Source organism: Corynebacterium sp. NML 120412 (genome assembly GCF_002285155.1).
Taxonomy (GTDB): Bacteria; Actinomycetota; Actinomycetes; order Mycobacteriales; family Mycobacteriaceae; genus Corynebacterium; species Corynebacterium gottingense.
On the sequence record NZ_NSGL01000001.1, the window covers coordinates 481879 to 501987 of the forward strand.

The window sequence follows — 20109 nt, forward strand, 5'->3', positions numbered from 1 at the left end:
GGTGGCCGACAACCAAAAACGGGGCGAAGAAGCCCTCACCCACCTCAAGCGCGAGCTTGATTCCCGCGACCGCAAGGAGAAGTCCAAGCCGCTCACCGTGGCGGCGCTGTCCGCAGTGGTGATTGCCGTGGTCGGCGGCGGCATCTACTTCGCCGCGACGCAGAATGACGGAAGCGAGGACGTCACGGCCCAGGACACCACCGCTTCCTCGGAAGCCGCCGAGTCCTCCGAGACCGAGCCCAGCATCGACCCCAACCAGTTCGAAGCGGTTGCCACCGAGCGCGCGACGGCGCTGCCCGCGACCGTGTCCTGCTCGTACAACGACAGCCCACAGGCTGGCGAAGGTGAGGCAGAGGCTGGCAAGCCGAAGACCGACAACGTCTCCACGGAGGGCAAGGTCAACGTCGAGCTGGACACCAGCGCAGGCCCGATCGGCATGGAGCTGGACCGCAGCGTCTCGCCCTGTACCGTCAACGCCATCGAGCACCTGGCCTCGGAGAAGTACTTCGACGGCAGCGTGTGCCACCGCCTGACCACCAACGAAGGCCTCAAGGTCCTCCAGTGCGGCGACCCGTCCGGCACCGGCTCGGGCGGACCTGGCTTCCAATTTGCCAACGAGTTCCCCACCGACGAGGCCCTCGAGTCCGTCGACGAGTCCCAGCTCCAGATCCCCGAGGGTGTCTCCGACGAGGAGAAGGAACAGTACAAATCCATGGCCCTGCAGCAGGACCAGAAGCGTTACCCGCGCGGCTCCATCGCGATGGCCAACGCTGGCGTGGGCACGAACGGTTCGCAGTTCTTCCTCAACTACGGCGATTCCATCCTGCCTCCGATGTACACCTACTTTGGCCAGATCAACCAGGAGGGCCTTGACACCCTCGACGCGATCGCCGAGAAGGGTACTGAGGACGGTGGCCAGGACGGCGCGCCCGCCGAAGAGGTCAAGATCAATTCCGCTACTGTCAAGTAGCGCGCGCGATACCTTCTGGTATCGTTGCTCGTGCCGCCAGACACTCTTGAGCGCACCCGACATGACACAAAACGCACGTGAGCAGTTCATTTAAAGTTCATCTTGCGTTGCGAGAACATTGAAGAAATGCCGGGAAAACTGTTGCGTACCCTTTGGTGTCTGGCTAAGGTAATCAACGTTCAATCGAAGATCTCCGAAAGATAGGGAATCAGATGCAGTTCCGCAAGGGCCTCCTCGCCGCCGCAACCGCAGCAGCTGTCATGTCCACCGGCGCAGTTGCAGCTACCGCTGACACCACGGTCACCACCCGCACCACCACCCCGACGGCGACCGCCAAGGCTGAGCCGACCGAAACCACCAAGGCCGAGCCGACCAAGACCACCGAGTCGAAGCCGACCACGACCTCCAAGCCGTCCAACGGCCCGAAGGTCAACACCGGCGACAACAACAAGAAGGGCGAGGGTTCCTCCGTCAAGGACATGTCCCCGTCCGAGATCCGCGACTGGATCGCAGTGTTCACCGCCGTCATCGGCGCTCTGGGCACCCTGTTCGCGTTCCTGGACAAGTACCTGCGCGCGTAATTGCGGAGTCACCGCGCACCCTTGGGCGCGTGAGCACAGCCCGGCCCCTGCGGCCGGGCTTTTTGCTTGCGATGCTCTGCCCTGCCCGCCGACTCAACGAGTGCCTCGCTCGGCGTCATGAGCGGGTTTGGCCTACTTGACGAGAATCGGGTGACGAAGACGTCCCTTTTGGGCCTGCGGATGTTTTGTTGGAGTGCCCCGTGGGCTTGTGTGTTGTTGTTTAGACTCCAAGTGCTTGGCGGTGTTCGGCGATGGTGGCATAGCCGTTGCCTAGCGTCGACTTCAGCCTGGTGTGGGTGTAGAAGTCGATGTAGTTGTCAATATAGTCTCGCATTTGTGCCACCGTCATCTTTTTGGTGGCGGGTCTGCCTTTGAGCAGTTCTTGTTTCATCGTGCCGAAGAACCCCTCGGTGCGCGCGTTATCACCACTTGTGCCTTTCCGTGACAGTGACGGGATGTATCGCCACCGCCTCTGGCACCATTCCCCTGTGGCGCATGCCTTGCACCCGGTGATGTTGTGGGCGTGGTCGGTAATCAGGTTGACCCAGCGTGTGCTGCGGTAGAGCCCTCCACGATCCGAGTGCAGGATCGGTTGCGCATCAGCAGGTTTTACCGCGTCGATCCGTTCAATCATCCCGGCAACCAGCTCATGGTTTGGCGTTTGTGACATGGTCACAGCAATGGGCATCCCGTCGAAGAAGTCGATGGCTGCTGACAAGTAGAGCCTGCCGTCACTGCAGCGGATTTCGCTGACATCGGTACCAATTTTCTGCCAAGGTTGATCCGCGTGAAAATCATGGGTCAACCCCTTACTGTGCGCATACCGGGTGAAATACTGCGAGTGCGCCACCTCAGGGCGGGCAAGGGTATGTGTCTCATTAGCAGGGCGCTCGTTATCGCCAATGAGCAGCAGGTTTGCCGGGCGGTGCGCGGTCTCGCCGGTGTATGAGGAGTACTTCGTGGATGCTTTTGCTGGTGGGTGGCAGCCGAGTGTGTCCATCAGCTCACGCACAATTTTTTCCGATATGCGATGCCCACCGCGAACAAGCCACGCGTGGATGCGCCGGTAGCCGTAGCTTTGCCCGCACTCATCGACTGCCTGGCGGATGAGTACTTTGTACTTGTCGCGGCGTGCCTTGCGTTTTGCCACACTGCGTTGGTGTTTGCCCTGGTGGTGATAAAACGTTGACTGCGCGATCCCGGCAAGCGCGCATGCTTTGGCGATACTGATGTGGTGGGTGTCCGTAAGGGCGCAGACCACAGCAGCTTTCGCAGCTATAGACAATGCACCATCACGGACGAGGGCTTTTCCCGATGCATCACCGCAGCCCTGGGTGTGTTCGCTGCCGCCCATGAGCACTTCAATGATCGCGTCTTTGACCGCTTGGCGTTCGCGTTCCTGGGCGAGGAGTTTCTTTAACTCTGCAGGGTCATCAGGCAGCGCATCCATATCGGGGACAGGACCTGGGCCTGGCAACCAGGAATCTACCGGTGCCGGACGGGTTGCGGCGTTGTGCTTATCAGCGATGCGCTGTTGCTGTTTGGTGCGTTTGTTTCTGCGATCTTTGCTCACACGTTCCATTGTGATCGCGTAGACCTCGTCGAACGGCAGCGACGCGGCAGCGGCAACCTCTTGCGCGTCGGGCCAGTACCGCGAAGTCCATTTCCGCACTGACCCACTGGCGACGCCAACTTGGTCGCCGATAATTGCAAACGACTGTGTTGAGGTCACACGACGTGCAACCGCATCAGCGACTGTTTCCGGGGCATGCATACCCGGCTGCGGGCTAAGAGGGCGACCGTGACGTCTTTGCCTGACCCATAACCCGACCGTTGACCGAGAAGGGCGTTGGCCATAGCTTTCTTCCAGCCAATCGCCGATGCGCTTGTACGGCATGCCTTCAAGAAACTTATCAACTGCTTGCTCCCGGATCTCACGGGGAAAATGCGCGGACATCAGAAACCCTCTCCGCCCCCGGGGACACTCCAACTATTTGTCCGCGGTCCCTTTCTCGCATCTTCGTCAACCCAATCTCGTCAAGTAGGCGCTGATTGGGTGGTAGAGCCTGTTGGAGGCCCAGCGCATCGCTGCTGCCGCCCCAGGATCGAGCGTTCTTCTGGGACTGAGCGTGCCATCCTCCGAAAGCGCCGCCCCTCTCAGAACATCGCGAGAAGGACGGCGCCGCTGCGGCAGGTTGGGTCCCCTACGGGGAGGCTGCTAGGAAAGCTTTGCGATCGGGCCAAGCACCTGGTCGATCGGACCAGCGAAGACGACGGCCAGCAGGCCGAGGAGGGCGAGCACACCTGCAACGGCGCCCATGATGGTGCCCAGGTTTGCGGTGCTGCCGTCCTGCGCACCCTGCTCGTCGCCCGGCGTCGGCTCCTCGGACGGCTTGGGCTCCTCGGACGGCGCAGGCTTCTCGCTCGGCGCCGGCTCCTCGGACGGCTTCGGGTCAGCGGCCGCGACGGTAACCGGAACCGTCAGCTCGGTGCCAGCGTCAGTGGTGATGCTCAGCGTCTGCTCACCTGCGGCCTCGGCCGGGATTTCGATGTCCACGGTCGCGCGGCCCTGCTCACCCAGCCCGTTGTCCGCCTCGGTGGTGGAGGCGTCGATGTCGGCGGTCGCGGTGGCGTCGCCAAGCGTGATGGTGGCCTGCTTCGCCATCGGCTCGCCCTCGGACGAGTAGTTGAGGGAGGAGAGCTTGATGGAGGCGGTGGTGCCTGCCTTCAGCTCCTCCGGCAGGACCACGCCGACGTCCTTCTGGCCCTTGCGCACGCCAACTTCGTCGGACTTCAGGTAGTCAACGAACGCCTGCAGGTCGTTGTAGCCAACGTTGAGCAGGTCGCGGACGTCGTCCGGGTTCACAAAGTTGTCGCCGCCAGCGAACAGGAAGGAGGAACCTGCAATGCGGTAGTCCTTGTCGTCCTCGAGCGGCTGACCGTCAATGGTTACGGAGGTGATGCGCTCGCCGGCCTCAGCCTCCGGGTTGTAGGTGTAGGCGACGTTGTTGGACAGGCCCATGTCCAGGCGTGGGCGGCCGGACTTCTCGGCGTCCTCCTTGCTCTGCCACTGACGCTCGAGGGCGTCCTTGATGGCCTTGCCGGACAAGGTTGCCACCGAGATGTCGTTGCCAAACGGCTGGACCTGGAAGGCCTCCTGGTAGGTCACGTCGCCGGCCTCGAGGTCCGCGCGGACGCCGCCAGCGTTCATGATGCCCAGGTCGATGTGCTCTTCGAGCGACTTGTCCATCGCGTAAAGCGCGGACTCAGCGAGCATGTTGTTCGCGGTGGACTCGGTACCACGGTTCGAGCCGGTGTTCTCTCCGGGGTTGGAGCCACGCAGGTAGGTGTCCTGGACGTTGGCCACGACCTCCTCGCCGAGCTTGCCGGCTTCCGCCTTCGCCTCGTCGACGATCTTCTGCACCTCGGCGTCCGGGGTGATGTCCAGGGTGACCAGGGACTCGGCGTCGTACTGCTCGAACGCCGGTGCCTCGATCTCCCCGGTGGTCTTGTTGTAGGTGAAGTCCAGGTCCGTCACGACCTTGCCGTACTCCCAGGACTGTGCGTTCGGCACCGGGGCATCGGCGTTGACCACGTTCACGTGGCTGTCGCCGCCGAACATGAAGTCGACATACTCCGGGTCCAGCTTCGGCGCGCCGGTCTCGACCGGGTCGTGGATGAGGGCGACGACCACGTCGGCCTTCTTCTCATCCTTCAGCTTCTTCGCTTCCTTATTCACCTGCTCGGAGGAGTCGGTGAAGTTCAGGCCGGCGACATTATCCGGGCTGGACTTGCTCTTGGTCAGGTTGGAGGTGGTGCCCACCAGCCCAACCTTCACGCCGTCAATCTCGACGATCTTCGAGGCCTCCAGGTCGCGGGAGCCGTCCTCCTTGAACACGTTCGCGCCGAGCTGGATGCCACCGGTACCCGGGTTGATGCGGTCAATCAGGTCCTTGTAGCCCTTGTCAAACTCGTGGTTGCCAGCAGCGGAGCCCACGGTGCCAACGGCCTTGACAAAGTCCATGGTGTATTTGTCGTCTGAGATCGCGGAGACGAATGCCGAGCCGCCCTGGTTATCGCCCGAGCTGGTGACGATAGTGTTGGCGTTCTTGTCTCGCAGGAAGTTGATGATGCCGGCGATGTTTGCGGCACCCATCTCGTCGCCCTTCTTCGGGGTGACCTCGCCCGTTTCCTTGTCCGTGGACAGGTTCGCCTCGAGGCGGCCGTGGAAGTCGGTGAAGTTAGCGATGCTAATCTGCACCTTCTCATCGTCCGCGGCAAAAGCCGGGACAGCGGTGACCACCAGCGCGGTCGACGTAGTTGCGGCGATCAGCGCGCCGGCGCGACGGAAAGAAAACACTTGGAACTCCTCTGCGTGTGAAATAGGGGTCTCACTGTTTTCTAGCGCGAGATCAGCTCGCTCGCAGCACAACGTACGTACTGTGACAGGTCGGCCTTGAGATTCAAGGCGGACGTCGCCAAGAATTCACCCGCTGTTCAACTTCGGCACGCAGAGCGCGCTTTACGACGTCACCCTGTAGATGTCGTAGACGCCCTCCACGTTCCGCAACTGATTCATCAGCGCGCCCAGCTGCTTCGTGTCGGACACCTCGATGGTGAACCGTACGTTAGCGATCCGGTCGTCCGAAGCCTGGGAAGACAGCGCCAAGATCGGGAGGTTCTGGTCCGTCATGACGCCGGTGAGCTCTGCGAGCAGCCCGTGGCGGTCCAGTGCCTCGACCTGGAGGGTGGCCAGCGAGGCACCGCCTGCCGTGGTTTTTGTGGACCACGCGACGTCGATAAGCCGCTCCGGCTCCTCACGCAACTTGGCCGCATTGGTGCAGTCGGTGCGGTGGACCGAGACTCCCCCGCCGCGGGTGACAAAGCCGAAGATCTCATCACCTGGCACCGGTTGACAACACTTGGCCAACTTCGCCATGACGTCTGGGCTCCCCTGCACGAGGATACCGCTGGCGGACTCGCGCGACTCCCGCCGCACCAGTTCCGACATCGGGGCGCGGTCCGCGAGCGCATCGACCGCGTCCTCCTCGTTGCCAAACAGGTCGACGAACATTTTGCCCACGTGCTGCGCGGAGACGTGACCGGCTCCGATCGCGGTATACAGGGCGTCCACATCCGGGTAGTGCAGCTGCTTGGCCACCCTGCGCATCGACTCCGCCGTGAACAGGCGGTACATGGGCAGCCCTCCGCGCTGCACCTCCGCGGCCAGCGCGTCACGCCCGGCCTCCAGGTGCTCCTCGCGGCGCTCCTTGGCAAACCACTGGCGGATCTTCGTCTTCGCTCGCGGCGAGACCACGAAGTCCTGCCAGTCCCGGCTCGGGCCGGCGTTTTGGTCCTTGGAGGTAAAGATCTCCACCCGGTCGCCGGATTCCAGCTTGGTCTCCAAGGCCACGAGTTTGCCGTTGACCTTCGCACCAATGCACCGGTGCCCCACCTCCGTGTGCACGGCGTAGGCGAAGTCGACCGGGGTGGACCCCGCCGGCAGGTTCACCACGTCGCCCTTCGGGGTGAACGCGAAGAGCTGCTGGCTGGTCAGGTCGTAGCGCAGCGAATCGAGGAACTCGTCCGGATCGGCCGCCTCCTTCTGCCAGTCCAGCAGTTGGCGCATCCACGCCATCTCATCCACTTCGTTCTGGTTACCCTTGTGGGAGCCCTTCGTCTCCTTGTAGCGCCAGTGCGCCGCCACCCCGTACTCGGCGTTGTAGTGCATGTCGTGGGTTCGCACCTGCACCTCGAGCGGGCGACCCGTGTCCGTCATCACCGTGGTGTGCAGCGACTGGTACACGCCGAAACGTGGGTTGGAGATATAGTCCTTGAACCGTCCCGGCATGGCCGAGTACAGGGCGTGGACGACGCCGACCGCGGCGTAGCAATCGTGCACCGTATCCACCAGGACGCGGATGCCAACCAGGTCAAAGATCTCGTTAAACTCGTGGCCTCGCACCACCATCTTCTGGTAGATGGACCAATAGTGCTTCGGACGCCCCATCACCTCGGCCTCAATCCCGTTCGCCTTGAGCTCGGACTGGATCTGTTCCGTGAGCTCTTGAAGCGCCCGGTCGCGCGAGGGGGCCCGATCCGCCACGAGGCGTACGATCTCCTCGTACTTCTTCGGGTACAGGATGGCAAAGGCCAGATCCTCCAGCTCCCACTTCACCGAAGCCATGCCGAGGCGGTGCGCCAGCGGCGCGATGACGTCGAGCGTCTCCTTCGCCTTCTTCGCCTGCTTCTCAGGTGGGAGGAAGCGCATCGTGCGCATGTTGTGCAGGCGGTCCGCCACCTTAATCACCAGCACCCGCGGGTCCTTCGCCATGGCGACGATCATCTTCCGGATCGTCTCCGCTTCTGCGGCCTTGCCCAGCTCCACCTTGTCCAGCTTGGTCACTCCGTCTACCAGCCGGGCCACCTCCGGACCGAAGTCAGCCGTGAGGTCATCCAGGGTGTAGTCGGTGTCCTCCACCGTATCGTGCAGCAGCGCCGCGACCACGGTGGTGGTGTCCATGCCGATCTCGGAGCAGATCGTCGCCACGGCGAGGGGGTGGGTGATGTAGGGGTCGCCGGATTTGCGGAACACGCCCTCATGCAAGCGCTCGGCGGTCCCGTAGGCGCGGTTGAGCAGCTCGACGCTGGCCTTCGGGTGGTATTTCCGGTGAATAGATAGCAGCGGGTCCAGGACCGGGTTAATCTTCGGGCGCCCGCCGCCCGTGAGCGAGCGCGCCAGCCGCGCGGAGACGCTACGCACCGTTTGACCTGAGCGCTTAGAAGTTTTCTCGTGCGACACCGGGGCCTCCCGCCAGACTCTGAACCAGACTGCACACCGAGACGAAACTCAGTGTAAGCGTCTGATTCTAGTCGCTTCAGCGCCCTCCGTCGTCCAAAACCACCAACGGGGCGTCGCCGAGGCGCTCGCGGCCGCCGAGCCCGTCGACTTCGAGCACGACCACGTAGCCGACGACTTTGCCGCCTGCGCGCTCGATGAGGTTGGTGGCAGCCACGAGCGTGCCACCGGTGGCAAGGACATCGTCGACAAGCACGACGCGCTTCCCCTCAAGCTGCATGCCGTCTTCGGGGATCTCGAGCGCCGCGGTGCTGTACTCGGTCTGGTACTCCTGGGTGATCACCGGCGGCGGCAGCTTGCCCTGCTTGCGGATGGCCAGGATACCAACGCCCATGTCAAAGGCGACAGCGGAGCCGAGCAGGAAGCCGCGGGCATCCAAACCACCGATGAGGTCACCGCCGAGCTGCTTGCTGGCCTCAGCCATTTCGCGGATGACGGCGTTGAGCGCGTCGGCGTCGGCAAGCACCGGGGTGAGATCTTCGAACAACACGCCCTCAGCTGGAAAGTCGGGTACGCGGCGCACCTTATCAGCGAGCGCTTCCTGCGCGGACGAATACTTGTTGTCTGTCTTAGCCATGGGCCGGGGCATCCTCGTTTTCAGAGTGTTGGTACGGAGTGAATTCTGGCAGCGGGAACTACTGCTGCCCACCAGATGACGATGGTATTGCATCCTGCGGCATGATGCGCCATCGGTCCATGTTCCAGCCGATTCCCGCCAGACCGGTGTACGGCACGACGTTGCCCACACCGCGGTTCACAGCGAACGTGCGGGGCTGCGCGGCCAGCGGCACCGAAGGCAGCTGCTCCCACAGCGCGTGCTCCTGGGCGCGCAGGTTGCCCACCTGGTTGCCCTGGTTTGCTGCGGCGGGGTACTCCTTCATCGGGTCGACCGGGCGCAGCAGCGCGTCGACCTCGCCGTCGGTGACAAACTGCATACCCTGTTCGTTGGTGGCAAGGTGCGGCAGATCCGCCAGCGTTTTGCCCTCCCCCGTCACGTCCACGATGTTCACGCCGGCGGGCTCGCAACTGCGGCGCATTGCCTCGACCATCGCGGCCTGGCGGGCATTCGGGTACGGGTACGCCACGCGCACCTCCATCCCGCTCAAAACGCTCGCCTCGTCGATATTGACGTCCATGAACGGCGCCGCCACGTCCTCCACGCGGGAGGTGAGCGGATCGTCTTGCTGCAGCACGTGGACCGGGGCGGGCGGAACCTGCACGCCGGCGTGCTCGCTCGAAACGGCCGCCACGCCGCGAGGGTCAAGGCACCGCGACAGTGCTTGCCGGTTCTCCGGAATGGCCCAGACCCCGGTCTCAGGGAAGGTGAGCATCTCGGAGAGCTGCCCGACCACCGTGGAGATGTCGACCTGGTTGTCCTCGGCGTTCACGTCAAACCACTCCGGGTTCGGGTCGTCCAGGTCTGCGACCTTGAGCCCGCCCCCGCGGTACAGCTCGCCGCTGTCCGCGGTGCCAGGCCAGATAACGAGGTGATCGATCGCCGGCCGGTCGCCGTAGTAGTGCTCGTTGGCAATCAGGTTCACTTCTCCCTGAGCGCCGTAGCTCTCAATCACGTACGGGCCAAAAGAAACCTGAAGTTCCGGATCGAATTGCGCAAAGTCGAACCCGTGGTGCCAGATCAGCGCAATCGGGGCGAGCTGTGCGGGATCCTCGGATTGCAGCGCAGCGTTGAGCTCCTCGACGCTCTTCCCCGCTTTCCGCGCTACAGCGTGCGCGGGCAGCACGGTGCCGGCACCGAAGAGGTCCTGCCACCGGTCCCCGCGGCCCTCCTTGAACACCACGGTGAAGGTCTTACTGCCCGAGGTGCAGTCGAGAGACTCGGTGTCGTCGAAAAGCGGAAGGTGCGACCCGAAGATCTCAGGGTGCTGTCCCGCCGTAAACGCGAGCAGGTAGTCGGTGCACGTCACCGGCGTTCCGTCGGAGAAGACGGCGTTGTCCGAGATGGTGTAGGTTACGCGGCGCTGCGGGCCTGGAAGGGGCTGCGCACTGATCAGGTCCGTGTTCGGGATCATCTCCCCGCCCGGCCCCGGCACGAACACGCCCGGGTACAGACGGCCAGACAGGCGGTGCGCCTGCGTGGACGTGCCTTCGAGGCTGCCGGCGTTGGTGGTGAGGAGCGGACCGGACACCTGGTATCCGAAATGCTGCTCGTCGAGCTTCCCGTTCGGGTCCTCATCACCGCCGCTACACGCCGTGAGCGTCCCCGCCAACAGGCAAGCTGCGCTAAGCGACGCCACCGCGCCTCGGCCCACCTGATGTCTGCGCCGAGTTCCGTCTGTTTTTCGGTGTGTTCTCCCGTGCTGTGGCACTGCGTGACTCTCCTTCTGTCTAGCGCCCCGGCCTCCAGGTCGCAGCCCCGCCCGGCGTGTCGCCGAACGAGTCCGCCCCGGTCCCCTTGCCAGCGGCGTCAGCTTCGCCGGAGGTGCGCTGGGAAATAGATCCGACGGTGCGCTTCCCATGCTCCGCCACAGTTCGCCCAATGCTCTCAGCGCCTTCAGCGCCCTCAGCACCTTCGCCGTGCTCTGCGGTGTCACCGTTGCGGAACGCCTGCACCGCCGCGTTGTGGTCGCGGAACTTCTTCCGGCGCTCGATGAAGGTCACCAGCAGCGAGGTCGCCAGGAACAGCGACGAGAACACGCCTTCAATCACACCGATGAGCTGGATGAGCGCCAGGTCGCGCAGCGTACCCACGCCGAGCATCCACACCGCCACGATCATCAGCGCGATAATCGGCAGTGCGGAAATCACGGTGGTGGAAATAGAACGCATCACGGTCTGGTTGATCGCCAGGTTCGCCTGCTCCGCGTAGGTGGACCTGCGCGAATCAAGGATTCCGGAGGTATTCTCCTTCACCTTGTCAAACACGATGACCGTGTCATAAAGAGAGAAGGTGAGCACCGTGAGCAGGCCGATGATCATCGCCGGGGTGACCTCGAGCCCGAAGAGCGCGTAGAAGCCCATAATGAGGACGGCGTCCACCACGAGCGCGGCCAGTGCGGCCAACGCCATCTCGCGCTGCAGGCGCACTGCCACGTACACGGCCGCGGCGATGACGAACACGAGCATTGCCAGCAGCATGCGCTGAGTAATCGTGTCGCCCCACGACTCGGACACGGTTGAGTCACCGATCGCGTTCGCGGTAACGTCGCCCTTCTCGTCCTTCGGCTGGTACTGCTCAAAGATTGCCTGGCGAGCCTGGTCGATCTGCTCCTGGCTCAGGTGCTCGGAATTGATCTCCAGGGTGCGCGCGTCACCAGCGCCGACGATCTGCGTCAGCTCCGGGGTCACCCCGGTGGCGTCAACAAACGTGTCCTCGACTTCCTCGGCGACGAGGTCGCCAGCGGGCATGGACATCTTCGTGCCGCCCTCAAAGTCGATACCCAGGTTGAACCCACGTGCCAGCATCGCCACGACGGCGACGACCAGCAGGCCGAGGGTGATGGAGTACCAGAGCTTCCGGCGTCCGACGAAGTCGATGGCGCCGTCCTCGGTGTGCAGCCGCTCGCGCCGGTCCATCTGAGCCGCGGGCGCGGTGTTCGCAATAGAACTCGTCATGGTTACTTCTCCTCAGAGTCGTCGCGAGTGGGGGCCAGTTGCTTATCGACGCTTCCCCCGCCGACCTCCACCACCGTCGACCCAGTCGATTCGGCGGCCTTGGTCCGAGCTGTGTCAGTGTCCTTGTCTGTGTCAGTGTCCTTCTTCCTGTTCGCAGTGGCAAACGCCTTGGACATACCGCTGACGGACGGCCTGCCCCAGAACTTACTGCGAGACGCCAGGATGAGCAGCGGCGCGGTGACCAGGAAGGTGACGAGGAGGTCGAACACCGTGGTCAGACCCATGGTGAACGCGAAGCCCTTCACGTCGCCCACAGCCAGGAAGTAGATGATCACCGCGCCGATGAGCGTGACCATGTTGCCGGTCACCACGGTCTCCTTCGCGCGGTCCCAGCCGGACGCTGTGGCGGAGCGGAACGTCTTGCCCTTGCGGACCTCATCCTTGATGCGCTCGTAGATCACCACGAAGGAGTCGGCCGTCGTACCGATACCGATGATCAGACCGGCGATGCCGGACAGGTCGAGCGAGTAGCCGATCCAGCGACCGAGCAGCACCAGGGACCCGTAGACCAGGACGCCGGAGACCGCCAGGGTGGCCAGCGAAATCAGGCCGTACAGGCGGTAGTACGCGAACACGAACAGGGCGACCAGTGCCAAGCCAACCAGGCCGGCGTACAGGCCCGCCTTGAGCGAGGCCAGGCCGAGTGACGGCGGGACGGTCAGCGCGGTGCCGCCCGGCTCGCCGTTTTCACCGGCGAAGGACAGCGGCAGCGCACCGTAGCGGAGGTTGTTGGCCAGCCCCTCGGCCTCTTCCTGCGTGAAGTCGCCGGTGATGGCGGTGGCGGAGCCGACCGGGGTCGCGCCCTGGATTTGCGGTGCGGAGATGACCTGGGAGTCCAGGGTGATAGCGATCTGCTTGCCAATCATCTCGCTGGTCAATGCAGCCCAGGTGGAAGAACCATTGACGTCGCCGTTCTGGCTAAACGCAAAGCTGATCTCCATCTGCGAGCTCTGCGGGTTGTAGCCGCCGGTAATCGGGCGGGCGGTGTCGATCTGCTCGCCAGTCAGGCGCGGACCATCTTCCTCAGTCACGCCCTCAAGCAGCGGTACCTCGCCGAGGAGCAGCGGCTGGCGCGTCGAGGAATCGCAGGCGACCAGGGGACGATCCTCTGCGTCGGTACCCGCGAGCGGGTCGACTTCCTGGGTGGCGCACTTCTGCGACAGGAGGATGAAGGAAGCGAACTGCTTCGTCGGGTCGTCGGACTGGCGGGACTCGCGGAGCATCTCCGTCACCTCGGAGCGGCGGTCGGCAGCCTCAACCGGCCCCTCGGGCTCGGGCAGCGGATCGGCTTCGATCTTCGGCGTATTCGGGTTCGGCTGGCCGTCCTGGCCGCCCATCGACTGGTCGAGGAGCCCTTGCGCCTCTTCCTTCGTCATCACGCCGTACTTGACCCACTCGTTTGCCATGTCCAACACTGCCGGGCCAATTGCGGCGGCATCCGGGGAGGGCATCTCCTCCACCGGGCGGAACAGCAGCTGGGAGGTCTGGCCGATGTTGCGGACCTCGGAGGTGTCGTCGCCGGCGGCGGTGATGACGATCGTGTTGCCGTCCACCACGACGGTCGCGCCGGAGACGCCCATGCCGTTGACGCGGTTCTCCAGGATACGGCGGGCGTCGTTAAGCTGCTCGCGCGTTGGCTCCTCACCCTGCGGAACGAGGGTGACTCGGGTACCGCCCTGCAGGTCAATGCCGAGCTTCGGCGATGCCGACTTGTCGCCGGTAAAGAAGACTAATGCGTACACGCCGATGACGATGAGCAAAAACAGCGCCAGGGCTTTGCCTGGCCACGTACGTTTTGATCTCAATTCGCCGGAACGCCGAGTGTTTGAGGACACTGAGCTGACTCCTCTGCTGTTCTTTGATCTTTGCTGCCCAGGGCACCCGAGACGGGTGTCCGGCACTTGCACAACGGATTATGCTACGGCATTGGGGCAAAAAATTGGTGCCCGACCCCTCCCCCGGTACATGGGAAGCGTCGGGCTGGGTGCCAGGTGCGCTGGGTACTCGGTGTCGGTCGGCACGTCGGCCTGGGTGGAACCCTGCGGGTCCACGCGCTTCATCACGCCCGCGGTTTCCATCGTGGCCACGACGTTCGGGGCCAGTTCCACCCGCAGCGTCTCGCCGTTGTTCTCCACCACGGTGCAGTGGAAACCGGCGACGTTGACAATCCGGTCGCCGGGAGCAATCGAGCGTTGCATCTCTTGCATCTGGCGTTGACGCTTCTTCTGGCTGCGCATCATCAACAGCGACGGCAGCAAGAAGATGGCCAGGACGATGAGGATGTAAACAATTTCCATGCGCCCATTGTTTCATAGGCCGCAGGTGTGCCTACGAGAGGTTGAGTTGGCCCGGCGCTTCCGGAGGCGGCGTGATGCCCAGGTGCTGCCAAGCCGCCGCCGTGGCGACGCGGCCGCGGCCCGTCCGCGCCATCAACCCAGCGCGCACGAGGTAGGGCTCGCAGACCTCCTCGACGGTCGAGGGCTCCTCGCCGACCGCGATGGCCAGGGTGTTCACACCCACCGGCCCACCACCGTGGCCACGGATGAGCGAGTCCAGCACGGCACGGTCGAGGCGGTCAAGGCCGCGCTCGTCCACGTCAAACACCGCCAGCGCCGCCTGCGCGGCCGCGAGGTCCACGTGGCCGTCGCCGTTCACATCGGCCCAGTCCCGCACGCGGCGCAGGAGGCGGTTGGCAATACGCGGCGTGCCGCGCGAGCGCGAGGCGATCTCCACCGCCGCGTCCTCGTCAATGCTCACTCCCAAAATGGAGGACGCGCGGGTGACCACCTTGGTCAGGTCCTCGGCGTCGTAGAACTCCATTTGCGCGGTAAACCCGAAGCGGTCGCGCAGCGGTCCGGTGAGCATTCCGGCGCGAGTCGTCGCGCCGACGAGGGTAAACGGCGGGATCTCCAGGGGGATCGACGTGGCGCCGGGGCCCTTGCCGACGATCACGTCAATCCGGAAATCCTCCATCGCCATATAGAGCATCTCCTCGGCCGGGCGGGCGATCCGGTGGATCTCGTCAATGAAGAGGACGTCGCCCTCCATGAGGTTGGACAGCATCGCCGCCAGATCGCCCGCGCGCTCCAGTGCTGGGCCGGAGGTCATGCGCAGCGAGGTCCCCAGTTCCTGCGCGATGATCATGGCCATCGTCGTCTTTCCCAGGCCCGGCGGGCCGGACAGCAAAATGTGGTCCGGGGTGACGTCCCTGCTGCGTGCCCCAGCGAGGACCAGGCCCAGCTGCTCGCGGACCTTCGGTTGGCCGATGAACTCGCTGATGGATTTCGGGCGCAACGACTTTTCGGCGTCACGCTCCTCGGGTTGCGAAGTGGCGTCGATAAGCGAATTGCCCGGGCGCGCCATGCCGTCCGGGAGGGAAAATTCAGTCTTTTCTACATCCGACATTTGGGCCTCACTTCTTGCCCAGCTGGGTCAGGGCCGCGCGCAGGAGCGCGGAGCTGGCCGCGTCCGGCTGCTCTGCCGCGATCGCGTCAACGACCGGGCGGGCGCTGCGCTCCGGGAAGCCGAGTCCGACGAGCGCCTCGACGACCTGCTCCGTGGCGAACGAGGTTGTTGCGGCGGGGGCGGGTGCCTCCTGCTCGGGAGCAGCCAGGGTGGCAACCTTGTCCTTGAGCTCGAGCACGATGCGGTCCGCCATCTTCTTGCCCACACCGGGAATCGTTTGGATGCGCTTGGCGTTTTGCTCCGCGATGTGGGTGGCCAACTCAGCGGGGCTAAAGACGGAAAGCGCGGCGAGCGCCAGCTTGGGCCCCAGGCCCGTGACGCTTTGCATGCGGTGGAACATCTCGCGCGCATCGTCGTCAGCGAAGCCATAGAGCGTCACGCCGTCGTCTTTGACCACCATGGAGGTGAGCACGCGGCGCTGCTCACCACGGGTCAGCGCGGCCAGCGTGGGTGGGCTTGCCAAGAAGCGGTAGCCGACGCCGGCGCACTCGATGACCGCGTGGTCCAACCCGATCGAGATGACCTCGCCGTTGAGGGAATCAATCATGTCTTCTCCTTTGTCCTTGTGCGCTGCGCCTGGGCCAGCCGCTCAGCGTGCGCGCTCCGTGCGAGCAGCGGGGCCCGCCAGCAGTGGCACACCGCGATAGCCAGCGCGTCTGCCGCGTCCGCGGGCTTCGGCGGCTCCGAAAGCCCAAGGATACGGGTAATCATAACCGTCATCTGCTTTTTGTCCGCGCGTCCGTTGCCGGAAATGGCCTTCTTCACCTCGGAAGGGGTGTACATATGCACCGCGATGCCACGCTCCGCCGCTGCCAGGACGAGAACCCCGACCGCGTGGGCAGTGTGCATGACGGTGGAGACGTTGCCGCGCTCAAAAATACGTTCCATGGCGATCACATCCGGGCGGTACTCGTCCATCCACTCCGAGACCGCACGCGACAGGCGCAGCAGGCGCTCGGAGAGGTCCGCGTTGGACGGGGTGCGCACCACTCCTACCGAGATGGGAAGGATCTGGCGGCCTCGCCCGGCCTGCACCACGGAAAGGCCGCACCGGGTCAGGCCTGGGTCAATCCCCATGACGCGGAGCCCCTCGAGCTGCATTCCAACCTCCCACGAGCAATGAACCATCTAACACAAATGTTCTACCACAGGGCGTCGATAAGCGCGAAAGCCCCGCCGGGCACCCGTACGAGTCGGGCGCGCGGCGGGGCGACGCGGCGGAGGCTAGTCGTCCAGCTGGGCGGCGACCTCGTCGGAGATGTTCATGTTGGTGTACACGTTCTGCACGTCGTCCGAATCCTCGAGCGCATCGATGAGGTTGAGGGTCTTCTTCGCGGCGGCGACGTCGGCGTCGACCTCGATGTCTGCGCGGAAGTCCTGATCCGCACCTTCAACCTCGATGCCCTCAGCCTTGAGCGCGTCGCGCACGGCCTGCGTATCGGAGGGTTCGCAGACGACCTCGAACTCCTCGCCCAGGTCGTTGACTTCCTCGGCGCCAGCGTCGAGCACAGCCATGAGCACGTCGTCCTCGGTCAGCTCGCCCTTCTTCATGGTGACGATGCCGGTGCGCTTGAACATGTAAGCAACGGAGCCGGAATCGCCCATGTTGCCGCCGTTCTTGGTCATCGCGGTACGGACCTCAGTAGCCGCGCGGTTGCGGTTGTCGGTCAAGCACTCGATGAGCAGCGCGATGCCGTTCGGGCCGTAGCCCTCGTACATCACAGACTCCCAGTTCGCGCCGCCAGCTTCCTCGCCGGAGCCGCGCTTGCGGGCGCGCTCGATGTTGTCGCCCGGCACCGAGGCCTTCTTGGCCTTCTTGATCATGTCATCGAGCGTTGGGTTGCCTGCAGGATCGCCGCCGCCCGTACGAGCGGCCACCTCGATGTCCTTGATCAACTTCGCCCACAGCTTGGAACGCTTCGCGTCGTTCGCAGCCTTCTTGTGCTTGGTAGTAGCCCACTTTGAGTGGCCCGACATCTGGCACCCCTTTTTCGTCGCGAGTAGATGAACTTGGCTAAGTATACGTGTCCCCCGCTCACCCCGTTCCGGGGGCCTGCTTGGGGCGCTACATTGGTTCCGGGCGAGGATCCCGCTCGGGCACGGCGTGGGCGCCCTCGCGAAGGTTGCGCGTCAGCCCCTCCTGCACCACCACGGCGACCAGGCGCCCCTGCTGGTCGAAGATGCGGCCGTGGGTCAAAGCCCGGCCGGCGTGCGCAGACGGCGAGATTTGGTCGTAGAGCAGCCACTCGTCGGCCCGGAACGGACGCAGGAACCACACCGCGTGGTCCAGCGAGGCCAGCTGGACTTGGTGGCCGGGGTGCGCGGCGAGTGCCGAGTGCAGCAGCGTCATGTCTGACATATAGGTCAGCGTGCACGCGTGGAACGTGTCCTCGTCCGGCAACCTCCTCGTCGATCGGAACCACACCACCTGTTGGCTCGTGGTGTATTGGTTCGGCGAGTACATCTCCGGCGGCACCACGCGGATGTCCCACTCGTTGAGGTCGTGGCGCGACCCTGGCCCAAGGTTGGGCGCTTTCGTCTCGGCGGGCAGCTCGTCCGGCGCGGGAACCGCGCGCATCTCGTCGGAGTGCTCCGGGCCTTCATCGCCGGCGCGGTGGAAGCTGGCTTGCATGGAGAAGAGCACTTCCCCGCCCTGGAGTGCCTCGACGGTGCGGGTGGCAAAACTGCGGCCGTCGCGCGGGCGGCCGACGCGATACTCGGTTTCCGCGTTCGCGTCCCCGGGGCGCAGGAAGTATCCGTGCAGCGAGTGGACCTTTTTACCCTCCACTGTGCGCGTGGCGGCCACGAGCGCTTGACCAGCGACGTGTCCTCCAAACGTGCGGACGAAATGGTCCGAATGCATTGCCGCACCGCGGAAGGTGTCTGGCTCGTTTCCGTCACATCGCTCAAGATCCAGGATGCGCTGGATGTAGGTCGGGGACTCCGAAAGGTTCGAAAGTGTAGCGCTCATGTGACACGACCTTACGCATTTCGCGCGGGGGCGGGGCCCTCCAGCTCGGTCATCGTTGCGTATTCCGGCAGTGCCGCGGTACCGCCGAGGTGCAGCGCGCGCACAAGTGGACGCAGCCGCAACGCCCGCGTGTCTGACACCGCCTCGTTGTAAAAACGCAGCGCGAGGAAGACGCGGGTCTCCGCGTCACGGAGGGAGTGCGCAACCTCCGGTGCGCTCCCCGCGCACTCTTTCTGCACGCGCGTGAGCGCCACGGACAGCGCGTCCTCCCGCCGGAGACGGTGTGCAATGTCTCGCGGGTCCAGCCGCACTTCCTCCGTTGCCCGCGCCTGATCGCGCAGCGCGGGCAGTGTCGCCGCGACGACAGCGCACCGCCGGTCGAGCGCCGCCTGCAGCGCGTCACGGGTGCGGTCCACCCTCATGTGCAACCGGTCAAGCCGCTGCGCCGTGAAGTACGCCCAGGCAAGGAACGCGGTGACCGCCACCGCAGCGCACACTGCTAGCCAGGTCATCGCACCGACACCTTCTCTGCCGCCCCGGGCCCGACCGGCGCCACCGTCTCGTAGACCGCCATGATCCGATCGGCCACGGTAGCCCAGTCGTACTCGCGGGCTCGCTGCGTGCCGCGCGCAACCAACTGCCTGCGCAGCTGCGGGTTTGCAACGAGCGCGCGAAGGCAGTCTGCGAGCGCGTCCTCGTCGCCGACGGGAAACAGCACCCCTGCGGGGTGCGCAGTATCAGCGCCGCACACGCGCGCGAATGCCTCCAAGTCACTCGCCACCACGGCGCAGCCGGCGGCCATCGCCTCTACCAGCACGATGCCGAAGGACTCCCCGCCCGTGTTTGGCGCGACGAAAATGTCCGCGCGCCCGAGGATCGCCGCCTTTTCCGCGTCGCTCACCGCGCCGACGAACCGCACCCCGGGCACCGGCCGGTGGTGCCCCGCACCCATCACCGTCACCCGTACCGGAAGACCAAGTTTTTCCACACCACCCAAAAAGGTCCCCAACCCCTTCCTCGGTTCATCCAGCCTGCCCAGAAACACGATTTCCACCGCGTCCGTGTCGGCGCTGGCCTTCCACCCGTCCGCCGATTCTCGAGCTCGACGGAACAGCGCCGTATCCACCCCGTTCGGGATGACAATCGGGTCCGTCCCCACCTGCTCCACCTGCCAGCGCCTCGCAAGCTCGCTAACCGCGATCCCGCCGCGGATCTTCTCCAAATTTCCGCGCAGCATGGGCAGCGCGAACCGGAGCGCGTAGGAGCTCCGGGCGGACGCGTGGTAGGTCGCAACAATTGGCCCCCGCGCCAGGCGGGTCGCCACCATGGAGTAGCTGGGAGAGTTCGGTTCGTGCACGTGCAGGACGTCGAAGTTGCCGTTCCGCAGGAATTCTCGGGTCACTCGGCTCACCTGCGGCCCGAAGGCGATGCGCGCCACCGAGCCGTTGTAGCGCAGGGGTACCGCAAGCCCGCCGCGCCTCACCCATGTTGGCAGTGGAGTGCTCGCCGACGCCGGCCCCAGCACCCGCACGTCGTGCCCGCGGGCGCGGAAGACGCGCGCGAGATCGAGCACGTGCGACTGCACCCCGCCGGGCTTGTCAAAGGAATACGGGCAAACCATGCCAATGCG

General features: G+C 64.6%; 17 protein-coding genes. 2 read left to right on the plus strand and 15 right to left on the minus strand.

Annotated features, from left to right (window positions below; genetic code table 11):
- Window position 1: 1 nt before the first annotated feature.
- Complete coding sequence (locus CKJ84_RS02160) at window positions 2–970, plus strand: peptidylprolyl isomerase (RefSeq protein WP_095545798.1); 969 nt, start codon at window positions 2–4, stop codon at window positions 968–970.
- 212 nt (window positions 971–1182) lie between these two features.
- Window positions 1183–1551, plus strand: coding sequence for a hypothetical protein (locus CKJ84_RS02165; protein ID WP_095545799.1), 369 nt, complete (start codon window positions 1183–1185; stop codon window positions 1549–1551).
- A 220-nt stretch (window positions 1552–1771) separates the two neighbouring features.
- Here the strand turns inward: CKJ84_RS02165 and CKJ84_RS02170 are convergent, their stop codons facing one another.
- From CKJ84_RS02170 to CKJ84_RS02240, 15 genes are all read right to left on the minus strand, one after another.
- On the minus strand, window positions 1772–3508 hold the full coding sequence (locus CKJ84_RS02170) for an IS3 family transposase (RefSeq protein WP_095545800.1): 1737 nt from the start codon (window positions 3506–3508) through the stop codon (window positions 1772–1774).
- 261 nt (window positions 3509–3769) lie between these two features.
- Complete coding sequence (locus CKJ84_RS02175) at window positions 3770–5911, minus strand: 5'-nucleotidase C-terminal domain-containing protein (protein ID WP_095545801.1); 2142 nt, start codon at window positions 5909–5911, stop codon at window positions 3770–3772.
- Between the two features lie 162 nt (window positions 5912–6073).
- Window positions 6074–8353 carry a bifunctional (p)ppGpp synthetase/guanosine-3',5'-bis(diphosphate) 3'-pyrophosphohydrolase gene (locus CKJ84_RS02180; RefSeq protein ID WP_095545802.1) on the minus strand — a complete coding sequence of 760 codons (2280 nt, stop codon included), beginning with the start codon at window positions 8351–8353 and terminating at the stop codon, window positions 6074–6076.
- A gap of 76 nt (window positions 8354–8429) precedes the next feature.
- Window positions 8430–8987: an adenine phosphoribosyltransferase gene (locus tag CKJ84_RS02185; RefSeq protein WP_095545803.1), complete on the minus strand. Its 558-nt coding sequence runs from the start codon at window positions 8985–8987 to the stop codon at window positions 8430–8432.
- A gap of 58 nt (window positions 8988–9045) precedes the next feature.
- Entirely contained in the window at window positions 9046–10665 is a 1620-nt protein-coding gene (locus CKJ84_RS02190; RefSeq protein WP_233125450.1) for an ABC transporter substrate-binding protein, read from the minus strand.
- Between the two features lie 91 nt (window positions 10666–10756).
- Window positions 10757–11983, minus strand: coding sequence for a protein translocase subunit SecF (gene secF, locus CKJ84_RS02195; protein WP_095545805.1), 1227 nt, complete (start codon window positions 11981–11983; stop codon window positions 10757–10759).
- 2 nt (window positions 11984–11985) lie between these two features.
- Window positions 11986–13878: a protein translocase subunit SecD gene (secD, locus tag CKJ84_RS02200; protein ID WP_233125451.1), complete on the minus strand. Its 1893-nt coding sequence runs from the start codon at window positions 13876–13878 to the stop codon at window positions 11986–11988.
- 78 nt (window positions 13879–13956) lie between these two features.
- The gene (yajC, locus tag CKJ84_RS02205) at window positions 13957–14340 is read right to left on the minus strand and encodes a preprotein translocase subunit YajC (protein WP_095545806.1); all 384 of its coding nucleotides are present in this window, start codon (window positions 14338–14340) and stop codon (window positions 13957–13959) included.
- 31 nt (window positions 14341–14371) lie between these two features.
- On the minus strand, window positions 14372–15448 hold the full coding sequence (gene ruvB / locus CKJ84_RS02210) for a Holliday junction branch migration DNA helicase RuvB (protein WP_095276291.1): 1077 nt from the start codon (window positions 15446–15448) through the stop codon (window positions 14372–14374).
- Between the two features lie 7 nt (window positions 15449–15455).
- A complete protein-coding gene (ruvA, locus tag CKJ84_RS02215) occupies window positions 15456–16055 on the minus strand; it encodes a Holliday junction branch migration protein RuvA (RefSeq protein WP_095276289.1) in 600 nt (199 codons plus the stop codon).
- Window positions 16052–16609 (minus strand): crossover junction endodeoxyribonuclease RuvC, encoded by a 558-nt coding sequence (gene ruvC, locus CKJ84_RS02220; RefSeq protein WP_095276286.1) that lies wholly within the window; start codon window positions 16607–16609, stop codon window positions 16052–16054. Before ruvC ends, ruvA begins: the two co-directional genes overlap by 4 nt.
- A 123-nt stretch (window positions 16610–16732) precedes the next feature.
- Complete coding sequence (locus tag CKJ84_RS02225) at window positions 16733–17485, minus strand: YebC/PmpR family DNA-binding transcriptional regulator (protein ID WP_095276283.1); 753 nt, start codon at window positions 17483–17485, stop codon at window positions 16733–16735.
- 88 nt (window positions 17486–17573) lie between these two features.
- The gene (locus CKJ84_RS02230; protein WP_095536667.1) at window positions 17574–18479 is read right to left on the minus strand and encodes an acyl-CoA thioesterase II; all 906 of its coding nucleotides are present in this window, start codon (window positions 18477–18479) and stop codon (window positions 17574–17576) included.
- Window positions 18480–18490: 11 nt separating this feature from the next.
- The gene (locus tag CKJ84_RS02235) at window positions 18491–18991 is read right to left on the minus strand and encodes a hypothetical protein (protein ID WP_095276279.1); all 501 of its coding nucleotides are present in this window, start codon (window positions 18989–18991) and stop codon (window positions 18491–18493) included.
- A complete protein-coding gene (locus CKJ84_RS02240) occupies window positions 18988–20100 on the minus strand; it encodes a glycosyltransferase family 4 protein (RefSeq protein ID WP_279629691.1) in 1113 nt (370 codons plus the stop codon). The genes CKJ84_RS02235 and CKJ84_RS02240 overlap by 4 nt, the downstream gene beginning before the upstream one ends.
- Between the last annotated feature and the right edge of the window lie 9 nt (window positions 20101–20109).